Annotated in this window: 15 protein-coding genes and 1 pseudogene; 2 read left to right on the forward strand and 14 right to left on the reverse strand. The window is 27.6% G+C overall.

All coding sequences use genetic code 11. The features are described from left to right. Positions 1-249 precede the first annotated feature (249 nt). On the forward strand, positions 250-690 hold the full coding sequence (locus HBE96_RS11265) for a hypothetical protein (protein WP_169297852.1): 441 nt from the start codon (positions 250-252) through the stop codon (positions 688-690). 169 nt (positions 691-859) lie between these two features. Here HBE96_RS11265 and HBE96_RS11270 read toward each other — a convergent pair whose 3' ends face one another. From HBE96_RS11270 to HBE96_RS11335, 13 genes and pseudogenes are all read right to left on the reverse strand, one after another. Next, complete coding sequence (locus tag HBE96_RS11270; protein WP_169297853.1) at positions 860-1,444, reverse strand: DJ-1/PfpI family protein; 585 nt, start codon at positions 1,442-1,444, stop codon at positions 860-862. A gap of 320 nt (positions 1,445-1,764) precedes the next feature. Next, positions 1,765-2,259 (reverse strand): GNAT family N-acetyltransferase, encoded by a 495-nt coding sequence (locus HBE96_RS11275; RefSeq protein ID WP_169297854.1) that lies wholly within the window; start codon positions 2,257-2,259, stop codon positions 1,765-1,767. A gap of 321 nt (positions 2,260-2,580) precedes the next feature. Then, positions 2,581-4,146: a cell wall-binding repeat-containing protein gene (locus HBE96_RS11280; RefSeq protein ID WP_169297855.1), complete on the reverse strand. Its 1,566-nt coding sequence runs from the start codon at positions 4,144-4,146 to the stop codon at positions 2,581-2,583. A gap of 360 nt (positions 4,147-4,506) precedes the next feature. After that, entirely contained in the window at positions 4,507-4,947 is a 441-nt protein-coding gene (locus HBE96_RS11290; protein ID WP_169297856.1) for a SufBD protein, read from the reverse strand. A gap of 340 nt (positions 4,948-5,287) precedes the next feature. After that, positions 5,288-5,497 (reverse strand): annotated as a pseudogene (locus HBE96_RS11295) (DNA-3-methyladenine glycosylase I); the annotation flags it as partial. Between the two features lie 380 nt (positions 5,498-5,877). Beyond that, entirely contained in the window at positions 5,878-6,090 is a 213-nt protein-coding gene (locus tag HBE96_RS11300; RefSeq protein ID WP_342590177.1) for a DUF4177 domain-containing protein, read from the reverse strand. A gap of 95 nt (positions 6,091-6,185) precedes the next feature. Then, the gene (locus tag HBE96_RS11305) at positions 6,186-6,704 is read right to left on the reverse strand and encodes a VanZ family protein (protein WP_169297857.1); all 519 of its coding nucleotides are present in this window, start codon (positions 6,702-6,704) and stop codon (positions 6,186-6,188) included. Between the two features lie 295 nt (positions 6,705-6,999). Further along, the gene (locus tag HBE96_RS11310) at positions 7,000-7,527 is read right to left on the reverse strand and encodes a GNAT family N-acetyltransferase (RefSeq protein ID WP_169297858.1); all 528 of its coding nucleotides are present in this window, start codon (positions 7,525-7,527) and stop codon (positions 7,000-7,002) included. Between the two features lie 202 nt (positions 7,528-7,729). Continuing rightward, on the reverse strand, positions 7,730-8,656 hold the full coding sequence (locus HBE96_RS11315; protein ID WP_169297859.1) for a metallophosphoesterase: 927 nt from the start codon (positions 8,654-8,656) through the stop codon (positions 7,730-7,732). A gap of 367 nt (positions 8,657-9,023) precedes the next feature. Then, positions 9,024-9,530 (reverse strand): GNAT family N-acetyltransferase, encoded by a 507-nt coding sequence (locus HBE96_RS11320; RefSeq protein WP_169297860.1) that lies wholly within the window; start codon positions 9,528-9,530, stop codon positions 9,024-9,026. Positions 9,531-9,666: 136 nt separating this feature from the next. Next, positions 9,667-9,945, reverse strand: coding sequence for a CD3324 family protein (locus tag HBE96_RS11325; RefSeq protein ID WP_169297861.1), 279 nt, complete (start codon positions 9,943-9,945; stop codon positions 9,667-9,669). A gap of 173 nt (positions 9,946-10,118) precedes the next feature. After that, on the reverse strand, positions 10,119-10,973 hold the full coding sequence (locus HBE96_RS11330) for an Rpn family recombination-promoting nuclease/putative transposase (RefSeq protein ID WP_169297862.1): 855 nt from the start codon (positions 10,971-10,973) through the stop codon (positions 10,119-10,121). A 210-nt stretch (positions 10,974-11,183) separates the two neighbouring features. After that, on the reverse strand, positions 11,184-12,038 hold the full coding sequence (locus tag HBE96_RS11335; RefSeq protein WP_169297863.1) for a GNAT family N-acetyltransferase: 855 nt from the start codon (positions 12,036-12,038) through the stop codon (positions 11,184-11,186). Positions 12,039-12,211: 173 nt separating this feature from the next. On the opposite strand from HBE96_RS11335, the gene HBE96_RS11340 reads away from it, so the two are divergent. Continuing rightward, positions 12,212-13,564, forward strand: coding sequence for an aminotransferase-like domain-containing protein (locus HBE96_RS11340; RefSeq protein ID WP_169297864.1), 1,353 nt, complete (start codon positions 12,212-12,214; stop codon positions 13,562-13,564). A 197-nt stretch (positions 13,565-13,761) separates the two neighbouring features. On the opposite strand, the gene HBE96_RS11345 is transcribed toward HBE96_RS11340, so the two are convergent. After that, complete coding sequence (locus HBE96_RS11345) at positions 13,762-13,992, reverse strand: DUF3892 domain-containing protein (RefSeq protein ID WP_169297865.1); 231 nt, start codon at positions 13,990-13,992, stop codon at positions 13,762-13,764. Between the last annotated feature and the right edge of the window lie 51 nt (positions 13,993-14,043).

Consider the following 14,043-nt stretch of genomic DNA (forward strand, 5'->3'; position numbering starts at 1 on the left):
TTTAACATTTGTATATTATCCCAGTAGGCTTCGCCTAAAAAATTGGAAGCTAAAGGAATATTATGGTTAATGCTAACAGGAAATTATGTGCAAATATAAGTTTTATATTTGTACGAAATTTAGGTAAATAATATATTTGTTATCTATACCAAATAAAATATGAAAATCTAATTAATTTCTTATAGATAATTAGAAAATTAACATCCTATAAATTATTGATCTAAATATTACTTATAGAGGTATGTCTTTATGATTTTAAATATTATATTTGGTTTTATTATTCCCTGGGTAATTGCCTTAATTATTATTCGTGAACGTAACATTATATATTCCCTTGCTCCCTTTGCTAGTGTTATATCATTTATAGTCAACAATTTAGGATTCTACTATTTTTGGAACCTATATCCATTTAAACTTGTTAACCTTTCAGGAGTACCATTTAATATAGGACTGTTCTGCATTTACCCATGTATTAGTATTGAACTTATGAGAAAGTATGATGTTAGTGCCTACATTGGCTTGCCTATAACAAGTTTAATACTAACATTATTAGAGGGATGTGGAGTATTGATTGGTAGAGTAGTTTATTATAATCATTGGAATATAGCTGCAACATACATTTCATACTTTACTTCACTACTTATATCCTACACATTCTATAAAGTTTTAAAGAGACAAAATCTTATTTAAATCATTACGCCGTACTTTGTTGATGGCGTAGTGTTTTCACAATATTACACAAAAACATCTCAAAATTCAAATTAATAATGGAATATTCTATTAAATTATTTAATGTTCCAAGTAGAAAATACTTCTTACTGTGCAAATAATATAAGTAATCTCCACTTCAAATTAAAATTTATCTTACAAATACATCATTTGTACAATCATCATTCCATATATATTCAATATCATTAGCAATTTTTGTAGCTTTATCTTTACCAAATCTATCTGAAACAAAGCCTAACACCATATCAATTCCAGCTGAAATACCTGATGACGTATAATATTTTCCATCAACAACCCAACGTGCTTTTTCTATCCAGTTTACTTGGTCACTTACTGATTTTACCCATTCTAAAGCTTGTTTATTAGATGTAGCTTTTTTATTCTTTAAAACTCCACACTTTGCTAATACTGCTGAACCAGTACATATAGATAAACAATATGTAGATTTCTCTGCAATTGATTTTAATTTATTTAAAAAGGAGATATTATTAACTAATTCTCTTGTCCCCATTCCTCCTGGAATAACTAATACACCATTTTCATCTGCCGAACTAATAGGTTCGGTTGCAATTTTAAGCTTTTGTGCATTGGTAATAATACCCCCATCTTCTGAATAATAATGTATTTGATAGTCTTCTACTTGCCCTAGTATTTCCACTGGTCCAAATATATCTAGAGTCTCAAAGTTATTAAATAGTATAATATTAATATTCATTTATTCTCCATCTCCACTATAAAATTTTATTCACCAAAACGATCAACTTTCCTATACCCTAAACGCTCATGAAAACATGTACTGTCATCGGTAATATATACATTATCAGTAAATATATAGGCTACACCTGCATTCAAATTAAGGATATTTTATAAAACAATATTGCCTCAAGTCTATAAATTCTTTTCCTTAAGATAAAATTTACCTTTTCTCTAATTTGCATCTCCTAATTTAATAATTATTTATTTTTTCAGTTGTTTTATTAAAAAAGAAGATTATGACCCAAAGCAACTCAAAGATACCTTTTGCTTTATCCTTTCTTACTTTTGTATTTTCATCTCAAATAAAGCAAATTCACCTCTATCAGCTAATAAAGTTTTGCCAACTAATTTAAACCCTAAGCTTTCATATAAATTACATAACTTTTTCTTATTCCATCCTGTATCTAATCTTAAATATCCAATGTTTCTTTTTTTACATTCCCCTATAGCAAATTCAACCATTTTTCGTGATAATCCCATTCCTGAATATTTTCTTCTAACACATAACTTATGTATATATCCTGCCTCGTTCTCTTTTTCTTGGGGCCAAAACAGAGTATCCTTCCATTGTAATATCATGCAGCAAGCATTATCATCTGAAACTTGTCCTATACAAAAGTCATCTTCATTGTTACTGATCATTAATTTTTCTCTTGTAAGGTACTCGTCTTTCCAGACATTTAACCCAACTGAACGTCCCCATTTTGTTACTTCTTTCATTATATTAATAGCAGCTTCAACGTCTCCCTTCAATACTTTAAAGTTATTTACCATATTTTTACCCCCCTAAATAAAATATATTATCTGAAGTTTAATTGATTAAGTCGTAAGATCCTACAACTGAGATTTAATTATCATGAAAATTATACGACGTTATCCACATTTTTACATAATCCTAGAGGTAATTTTACACTTTTATCATTCACAAACTGACTAAGTTGCTAATTTTAACAAAATTGCTTCTCAATAAAAGACTTTGTGTCAATTTATTTTTTGCTTTAAATTTTTTTATGAATTATGTTAATATCTACATTATAAAAAAGTAAGTACATCACTGCATAAAAGAGCAATGATGTACCTATTTTTACACTACTTTCATTTTACTACTGTACTAACTTGTTCATTATTATATACATACCAGTTTGCTTGTTTACTTTTACTATTTGAATTCATAAAATCGTCAAATTCTTTTTTTGTAACTATTTTGTTTCCAATGTAGTATGTCTCTGATATATTTCCATTTTCTTGGTTGGAGACTTCTGCTGCTATTTGAATTTCATCACTACCATTTTCATTAAATTTAAGTTTTGCAAAAGTATGATCAAAAGCACCACCTGATTCTAGAAAAGTACCATCGCTTTTTAAATCTTCTAGTGCTCTTAAAACTCGATGATATCCATATACTTTGCCATTCTTATAGTGAAGTATTTCATATGCTTCTGGTGCATTAGTTGATGATAACTCTAGAATAACTTCTGGTATGTTATCACCATCCATATCAAGCACTGTAAAATGTGTTATACTTTGTTTATTAGTAATAACATTGTTATCATTTAAAAAATCATTTAAGCTTTCACTTTTGCTATCATCTGTACTAAAAAACATAGCTCCATTTTGTAACACTGCACTATAGGCTGACATTGCCGAACTACTATTACTTATTAGTAATCCCAGTAGGTTATCTGATATAGAGCCTATACCACCATAAACCAAAACACTTGAATATTTCATGCTGTCAACGAATTGTTTTTGAAGCTTATTGTTATTATTGTTAACTAAAAGAATTGGTGCATTTTTAGCTGCTGCATATGCTGTTCCTGCTAAAGCGTCTGCAAACTTACCATCTGTATTGTCTTCTCCGCCATACGCAAATGCAACAGTGTCACTTTGTAATTTAAATTGATTCATTATATTTAAATTTGTTTCATATCTGTCTGCACCAGTTAAATTAACTATATTTTCTTTAGAAACACCAGCAATACTTGGTATATTATCTCTGTTAGTTTGAGATATAACACCATTTCCACCTACAAAATAAATTTTTGAAGGTTTTATTTTTTTCAATTCTTCTGCTGTAGAACTAGAAATGCTATTAACATCTGTCATGAGAATTGGATAACCTTTAGCTGCTGCTATACCGCTTATAGAAATTCCATCTGCATAACCTGCACCACTTACAAAAATTACAGGTGTTCCTTCATCAACATTCATTTTGTCTAATACAGCTGAATTTGTATCATAGTCACTTTGCCCTGAAATTCTCTCTACATTGATAAATCCAAAATTTTTAACTGTGCTTTCTACAGCTAAACTAACTCTTTTAGTGTTTCCGATGATGTAAACATTTTTGTCTTTAGACAAATTGCTATTTAAAAAGCCTAATGAAGCTTTACTAAGAGTATTACTTTCTGTAAGCAAAATAGCTGCCCCCATTTTTTTAGCGAAAACACAGCTTGAGATAGCATCATGATAATCTTCACCATTTACTATTACTATTGCATTTAATTTATCAAACTGCCCTGCTATATTAGCAGATGTTTCATATCTGTCCTGTCCACCTAGTCTTGTTACTCCAGCCGCTTTGACCTCAGTAAAAGTAAGAGATGAAATGATTAAAAAGCTTGCTAATATTGTAACTATCTTGATTTTTTTACTTAACACATATATTCCCCCTTATAGTTTATAATAGTAAATTTATTTACTTTTGTATTGTATCATAATATAACAAATATTCAATTCTTGAATAAATTTATCCAAAAAAAATAATATTGTATTTCTATCAGCTTGTGTTCCATAAAGATTCACACTAAATACGGCTTGATCATCAAATGTTGAAATGGCTAATTGAAAATAGGGACTATATTTGATTGACCCTGTCATATAAGCTTTAGTAATTTCAGCTTTTCCAATAGGTTAATGCTCTTAATAATTGATTGTTTAACATTTTACCGTACCTTTCCCTCAATGGAATATCAGTAATAAATATACAATAACTTTCACATTTGAAATTTATTAAGTTTATCATTTGATTTTCTTTAATGAAGATGAAATATCTTTATATAATAATGTCTGCATACTATTATCATATTTCGCTACATCTGCTTCCATTAACGCTTCTCGTATACACTCAACTAAATTTGATTTATATTTTGCAATATTTGGCAATACCTTAATACATTGTCTAGACGTAATTGGCTTTTCGTCCAAGATATGTTTTAAATAATTATCTATAATTTTGTCAATTTTATTTTCCGTGTCCCATTTAGCATTAACAGATATTAGGACAATGCCTCTGTTTCTTATATATGAATTCTTATTTTCAATCATTTCAACAAACCTATCAAAAAATTTATAAACCTCATTAGATTTTTCACTTTCAGTTTCTAACATCTGTAATGCTTGATATGCAACTTTATTATCTTTATAACATAATCTTTCAATCAATTCTGTGATATTATACACATTTTCACCTTCTTAAATCAATACTAATAATTACAATACTTAGCCGCTCAACTTCTGCACATATAAAACTTTAGCTTAATATAAAAAGCATAATGCGACATAACTTTTTTCAGAAGACAATGAAGGTGAGTTTTCCTCCTTACATCAGAAAGCTAATTTATTTTAAATCTTATTTTGCTAACGCAAAACAAATTTCCAATTTATATAAAGCAATATTTCGATTTAGCGAAATAAGTCATTAAAAATCTTCCTTCATTGTCCTCTATCCTCTTAAAAAAGTTTAATTTTGTATGTTTGGGTTAATTATAACACACTTTATAAACATTACATTCATTTATCATTAAATCTCTTTTGAGCATAAATCATAACAAAAGCAGTCTGTTGTATGGTCGTTTACCATTCCTACTGCTTGCATAAAAGAATAGCAGATTGTACTGCCTACAAATTTAAATCCATCTTTTTTTAACTGTTTGCTCATTTTGTCACTTAGTTCATTTGAAGAGGGAACTTCTTTTATACTCTTCCAAGAATTAATAATAGGCTTGTTATATAGAAACTTCCATTATAAAATATGTAACTTAAGTTTCGCACCTTAAAAAATCATCCTATAATTATTCTATCATGCTAATATTAAAATTTTTACACTTATTGGTTGTAGTATACAAAAAATTAGTTCAAAAATACATATTCAATACTAAACTGCAAAGTTATTCCTAATAATATTTTTATATGAAAAAACGCTGCTTTTATTTTCCCAATTAATTCTTCATCATCCTTATATAATTTTAAATAAAAAAATACCTTTATAGCTTATATTTCAAAGATTTAAAGGCACTTTCACTTTTCTTATTATTGGTAAATTTCCATATACAAAAGTAAAATTTAAATTATCAGTGAATCTTATATGAAAGTAATTTTTATAAAAAACTTCTATTTTTTTCTTTTGAAAACAGCTGTTACTTCTACTGTTTGTCCGTCACTTCCACCTATTGGAATACAAGATACTAGTTCCCAGCCTTCATTCCCAAGTTCATTAAGTTTAAAGTTAAAGTCTTCAATTTCTAACAATGTACTAAAGAAACCTTTAGTTTCAAATTTAATACTTTTATATTCCCATTTGTCCAGCTTAATCCCCTCCTTTATTTAAGCACTCTACCCCAATTGTTACACTATTCAATAAACATAATTAAATTACTCCTAATATGCATCTAAATTTATCATATTGGATAATGTAATCATCAAGCATTAGCTATAATTAAAATTGTTAATAGCATTATCACACAAATTGTTCCAGTTAATGCAATAATATTAAGGATTTTATTTATTTTTAAATCTGCTTTGAATGACCTATGAAGAACAAAATAAATTACAATTCCAATAATTCCTCCAAAAGTATTTCCTATAATATCAGTTATATCAGACACACCTATTGCAAATATAAACTGCATTACTTCATAAAACAAACTCACAATTACTATTGGAAGAATTTTTCTAAAAAAAGACCAGTTGCTTTTCAACATACTAATGTAAAGTCCAAAAGGAACAAATACAAGCACGTTGTTATATATCTCTGAAATTTGAATCCTATTATTAGCAATTACAGATTTATGGAATGGAATTAAGTTAATACTACGAAACTGGTATAATTGCTGAATTGAGAATTGCATTTTAAATAGTATAATCCAAGTTAATATTATCAAGTATACTATCAGCAAACAGGTTGTTAATATTTTTTGTTTTGATTCTTTATCTACCATATGTGCCCCCAATACATTTTTGACTATTCTAATTTACTTATACTTATTCAATAAACACAAAGATGAATGCATTATTTAAAAAATGTGGTTATGACTTAGCTGGAGAAATGAGTTTTTTAGGAAAGGAAAAAACATTCTACTGCTATGAAAAAGTATTAAATAAAGATAAAATATATTTTAATAAAGAATCATGTGTATGCAAAGTCACACATGATTCAGTTTTATTCTATAACTTAAAATGTGTTAATAATATTAAGCTGAAACTTCTTCAGCACTATAAAAAATCCTTTAAATCTTACAATTCTCCTTTTAAAATGTCCATATATACTTCATCATAAAATTTGCCTTTAAAATAATAAGCTTGTCTTCTTATTCCTATTTCCTTAAATCCAACTTTTTTATAACAACTAATTGCTCTTTCATTAAATGAAAAAACTTTTAACATTATATTATTCAGATTTAAATAATCAAACCCATAATTTAATAATAAATTAAGTACTTCCTGTCCATATCCCTTATTACGATTTTCTTCATCACCAATAAACAATCCAACTTCTGCACATTGCCTTGATTGTTCAATTCCCTGAATCCCACAATTACCAATTAATTTATCATTTTCTAAATTAACTATCGCAAACTGATATTTGTCATTATTTTGCAAAATCCATTTCTTTTCACTTTCCAAAGATGCAATTCTACAGGAAGTTCCTATCCCATCTGTAACACTAAAATCATTAAGCCATTTAACGTAAGTTTCTGCATCTTCAACATTCATAGGAGATAAATAAATCCTTTTTCCTACTAACTTTTTAAAATAATTCATTTCTCATTTCACCTCTAAATTCACTATTAAGTAAAATTGAAATATACTTATATGGATATTATACCATGTTTGTATTTTTTTATATAATAGTTTATTTTTGGTTATCAGATTAAATATAATGATTCAAATATTATCAAACTAATCCTTCCAGGATATAATTTTCAAATCTCCCCACTTATTTAACCAACTTGATACCTTTTTATCATAAATTTGTTTTATTATTTCTTAAATCAAATGTTTCAATTGGCTTTGGACCTCTTAATATTTTTCTTTTTATATGAAGATCACCCGATGAGTCATATCGAATACTCCATTCAATTAACATTATTTTCCCATTTACTATTTCAATACCCTGTATTCCACTTTCACGTACACAGGAACCGTCATTGAAGTAAGGTAATTCATTAACTTTGGGAAAATGTGGTCTATGCGTATGCCCACAGATAACCATAATCTTGTTCTTTTCGATCCAATTACTATAAATGCGTTCAATTTTATGAATCTTTTCAGCATTTCTTACAGGACTTGCAGGATTGATGAAGCCTATTGAGTGAAGATATCTCCAAAAATACCTTACTGTAAGCTTAGTAAAATGCCACAATCTGTCATTCATCCTGTCTCCTTGATGACCATGAACAATCAGTATTTCCTGTCCTGTATTTTTATGTTTAAACAATACTGACTCACATGGGATAATCCCAGGAAATAGCTCTACATATTCCTGATTATAATCATCGTAGAATTTATAATAATTCTTTTTTACAAAATCGCTATACTTTAAGTATATATTGTGGTTACCATATAACATAATTAACCTTTTGGAGTCAAAGAACTTTTTTAATAGAGAATATACCTCATCATGTGCCAGCCTTATTGCTTTAAAATTAGAACTTTCCCAAAGTTCATCTCCATCTCCGACTTCTACATAAGTATATCCATTATTAAAATAGAATTCTAATGCAAATAAAAAGACATTTTGATTTTTTGCAAATTCGTCAGATGGTGTACAATCTCCTCTATGACAATCACTGAAGAATATATATTTAGAATTATTGTCAAAATACTCAATTTTGGCATTATTATAAGCTTCCGTTAATCTTTTTTCTGCTAATTTCTTTTCTGATATCATAACGCACCTCTTTTAAAACTAATAAAATTACCTTTCATATTATATTTTATCTTATGTAAAAACTTACTCACTTATTATACAAAGAATAAAGCATATGTCTCTTATAATAATATTACTATAAGACATATGCTTTATTCCTTACTAACAAAACATCTCAATAATTTTACAAACACCATGTAATTATATTTTGATTATTTTCACTTAAAAAGTAGTTCATAAATATTTTTATAATTTGATTTATTTTTAGAAGTTATATATAATACCTCAAAAACGATTAAATTTTATATTAATAAATTTCCATTGATAGCACTTATACTTTGTATTCAATTATTCAAAAGAAACAAATTTCAATACAAAAATCACATTTTTATTTTTTTATTATAAAATAACTATTATTTACCCCATCTTCTTTATATTTTATAAATCCGCATTTTTGCAGCACTTTTTGAGATGCAAAATTATCTTTCTCAGTTAATGCTATAATTCTTGAAATGCCTTGCTCTCTTAACGCCCATTTACAAATTATCTCTACTGCTTCTGTCATATATCCATTACCTCTATATTTTTCATTAATACCATATCCAATTTCAACAATACCACTTTCATCAGCCTGTCCCATAAAGCAGGCACTTCCTATAGAAACATTCTCTTTCCTCAATATTATTTGCCAATTTGTATACCATAAATAATTTTCCTTATGTTTTTCAGCTTCCTTATAAAGTCCCTCCATTGCCTTTTGAGTATGGTCATCTAAAATTTCATATGAATTATTTAATCCTAGTTCATTCTCTATTTTATCCATACCCTTTAACATCAAATTAAATTGTTCCAAATTTAGCGGTATTATGGTTAGTCTTTTAGTTTCCAATTTCATTACTAAACATTCTCCTTAATATCAATATTTTAACTATGAAAATTATACTATTTATATTTGCATTAAATAACCGCCAAAACTTTTCATAATTAAAAATTCGCCATAAAGCATTTTCCTGCTAAATGACGAATTTTAATTACTCTATTTTCAATTTGGCCTTTGATAATATTTTTTCTATACTTTTAGGACACAAGTAATACATTTCAGAAAGAGAGTCTATAGACACTCCTTTTTTATACTTATTATAAATTTCTAAGTTTCTATTAAAATTCTCATCTCTGCTTCCTGTCAATTCTCCCCATGCCCTCTTATTACATTGTTTTCTTGGTATATAAATATATTCACCATCAATATAATCCTGAATTATAGATACAAGCTCTGCTGGTAATATATCCAATGCTCTTTTATAGCCCAACTCTGTGCTCCTCCTAATTTAAAACTTATTTTAGGATTTTGCAAAGGCTATTTACATATTAGTTTGTACTGTACATACACTAGCCTTTGCTATGCACATACAATCAACATTAACACAAAAATAATCTCCCTTCATTTCTAAATTTAAATTAGGCTAACACCATAAAATTAATTCTATTTAATTCTTAAATTCCTTATAAAATCTACGCTTAATCCTGTTTTTAAAGCTATAATTTCTTCATCTAACACATCCAGTAAATTCTTTGCTATATCTATTTTCTCTTTTTGTATACCTTTTTCCATGCCTTTTTGTATACCTTTTTCTTCTGCCGTTCTAAATGCTGCTCTATAATCCCTTAATCTTTTTAAATCATTTTCATATTCTTCTCTTTCTTCTTTATCAAGATACATTATTTCTAGCTTTTCTACAGCCTTTTTTACTACCTCATCTTCTGCTAATTCCTTAGGTATTCTATCTAAATCCAATTCATAGGCCCTATTTAAAAACGCTATCCATCTATCTAACGTACTATTTACCTCATTAAAATCCTTTTTAAACTTATCAAGTTCTATAAAGTGCATTTCAAATAAATTTGATAATTCTTTATTACTTTTTTCATTATACACTCTATATACATTGTGAAAATCTTCTTCTTCTAGATAGTTGAAATCCAATATATTTATAGATATAGTTTTTCTTAAAAGTGTAAAATCATTTCCACTTTCCATTTGATCTGAATACACCTTTGCCCAGTAATAAAATGCCCTTTTATCATAATATCCCTGCTCTGCAAGCTGCATTTCTATATCATACCAGGTTCCTTTTTCATCTACTGCTTTTATATCTAATATTGTCATTTTACCATTTCTATAATTTGCTATGTTATAAGGATTTTTTAATTCTATATCTTTTATTTTTTCTTCTTCTCTTATTATTGAATTTATAAATGAAATTAATATATCCTTATTTTCTGGGCTTCCAAACAACTTTTTAAATGCAAAATCTACCTTTGGATTTATTCTGCACAACTTTAATCACCCCTTATTACTTACTACGTTTACTATTATATAATATCACAAATTTACTTTTTTAAATATATACTATATTAAAGTGTTGAAATAATCATGTATTTTGAGAAATTACAATTTACAAGGGAAAGTGATTAGATAAATTCTATAAAGAATTTATCTATTAATTCTTGCCACCATATATATAGAAATACATCCTGCAATTTAATTTTATTCTACCAATTCATAATAAGGAATAATAAAAGTTTCTTTAAATCCTAAACTCTTTGCTAATTTATACGAGCCAGTATTTTCTCTTTTACAAGCCCATATTGGTAAATATCCGTTTACTTTGCAATAATTCAACATAACGCTGCAAATAGCTTTTGCAAAGCCATTACCCCTATATTTTTCTGATGTTTCTATACCAATTTCTAATTCATTTTCAATCTTCCATGAGGAAAATGCTGCAGATACTATATTATTGTCCTTCATTAACGCATATCCCTCCCCATTTGCTAAAAAATCTTCCTTGGACTTCCAAAAATATTTCGGTATCACAGTACCTTCTATGCCATCGTAAATATCAGAATCTATTAATTTTATGCTATATTCAGATTCAAGCTTCATATTTTCATCAGCATTTTTATATTCAAAGTTCACTCGAGCCCATTGAATTATATGGTCCTTTTTATTTTTTTCAAGAAAAATTTTAAGTTCTGATTGGGAATACTGCTTTGATAACTTTGAATAATCTATTATTTTATTATTTAATATTTTTCTCAACTTATCATTCCATTTTTCAGGATAGACCTGCAACCATTCAGATTTCAATCTATGACCATCTACATTTAACATATAATCAGCGAGGCTTGTATTAAACTCTAAATTTTCAGTATCTCCAAAAAGTAGAGACATACCATATAGAGTAGAAATAAGAACAGTTCTAGGTTTATCTAAGTTATCAACAAACACTTTTCCAGGAGCCTTTGATTGCAGCACACACCTTGCAAATAAAGTATTATATGGAATCTCATATATTTTTTCTAATACTTGTCTATATTTATTTTCTTTTAATAATTTCATTATATCCCAGCTTTCATAGAACTAATTTTTCAAATTAAAAAGTTGTATTGTATTCTGCAGAATACATTAAATAGTGTTTAAACTATTATAAATTAAGTATATAATTAAAGAATTAATAGTTCAATTTCAATATATTTAATCTGTACTACTACAAAATCAATTTGAGGTGCATTATGAAAAAAATAAATAAGACTGACTTAGTAAAAAAATATATATTCAAAGAGATTAAGGATGGAAACATAAAAAAGGGTAATCGTCTTCCTAGCTGCAGAAAAATAGCATCTGAACTTTCTATTAATAAAATCACTGTAAATAAAGCCTACAATGAACTTGAAAGAGAACATAAATTATTTAGTATTCCCAGAGGAGGCTTTTATCTAGTTGATTATGAAGAAGATTTAAAGATAGTTCAAAAGGAAGTTGATTTTAATACAGTAAAACCTGATGATAAACTAATTCCTTATAAAGAGTTTACTCACGTAATCAATAAGGCTGTAGATCAATATAAAAACACTTTGTTTGGCTATGGGACAAAAGCTGGATTATCACCCTTTAGGGATACTCTTAAATCCATGTTTGAAAAGGATGGTATTTATACAACTTCTAAAAATATTGTTGTAACACATGGTGCTCAACAAGCCATAACTCTTGTACTTCAAGCAATTTTTCAAAACACCAAAGGAAATTTACTTGTTGAAGTGCCTACATACAATCTTGCATTAGAATTTGCAAAGTTCTTAAAGATAGAAACTATAGGTATTGAAAGGAGATTTAACGGATATGATTTTAATGAATTAGAAAGAATCTTTAAAAACGAAAACGTTACTGCATTTTATATAATTCCAAGGCATCATAATCCCACTGGATATACACTCTCTGAAAACAGTAAAAGAAAAACCTGTGAGCTTTGTAATAAATATAATGTACTTATCATAGAAGATGACTATTTAGCAGATTTGGGAAATGAAAATAGATCCATGCCTATTCATTATTATGATATTAATAAAAGTTCTATTTACATACGGAGTTTTTCAAAAACTTTTATGCCCGGAATAAGAATAGGTGCAGCTGTATTTCCTGAATCCATTATTAAACCTGTATTAAATCTTAAGTATCTAAGTGATCTTAGTTCCTCCAATCTTACACAGGCAGCTTTAGATATTTTCATAAAATCAGGCATGTATGAAAAACATATAAAAAAAGTGAAAAAATCTTATGAAATAAAGCTAGCAAAAGCTAAAGAAATTTTTAAAGCATTGAGTCCTGAAGAACTCATATGGCATGTTCCAAAGCATGGAATATTTATATGGCTACAACTGCCAACATATGTAAATGTTATGGAACTTGAGAAGAAGCTCTATAACCACGGAATTTTGATAAAAACTGCTGAAGAATTTTTTCTAAAAGAATATAATACAAAGCATACTAATTGTTTAAGACTGTGTATATCTAGTGTTTCAGAAAAGAATATAAATAGTATTGCTGATGTAATTTTAGCAATTAGAAGCTTTAAATTTAGTTTATAACATTTTCGCGTCGTTCATTATTAAATTAAATTTAGCGTTTAAAAAATCTGCTGTTTTTTACTTAAAAAACGCTACAAGGAATCTAGTAAAAATAAATCAATATATAACCAGATATTTAGATATTAGTAAAAGGATATACTGTTTATACCCAGCATATCCTTTTTACTAACATTTTTAGTTCAGATGCTATTTAAAACCTAAAAAATTGGTTTATTGTCTAAATTATCACCTTCGCTACCATTTGGATTACTTCTCAAATATTCTCTACCATTTTTAGCTTTTCCAACATTTACTCCCTCTATTAAATCGTCCTTTGCCATCATTACTGCTTCGTCTATTGAATACACATTGCCATTTTCAAGCATTACATCAGTTATATCACCTTGAGAATTTTTCTTTACCTTCATAACTTTTGATTTATCACTCACAATTAACACCTCACCTATATTTTTTCACATCACTTCATGAAGTTTCTTTTT

It is taken from the genome of Clostridium muellerianum (assembly GCF_012926525.1).
GTDB classification, from domain to species: domain Bacteria; phylum Bacillota; class Clostridia; order Clostridiales; family Clostridiaceae; genus Clostridium_AM; species Clostridium_AM muellerianum.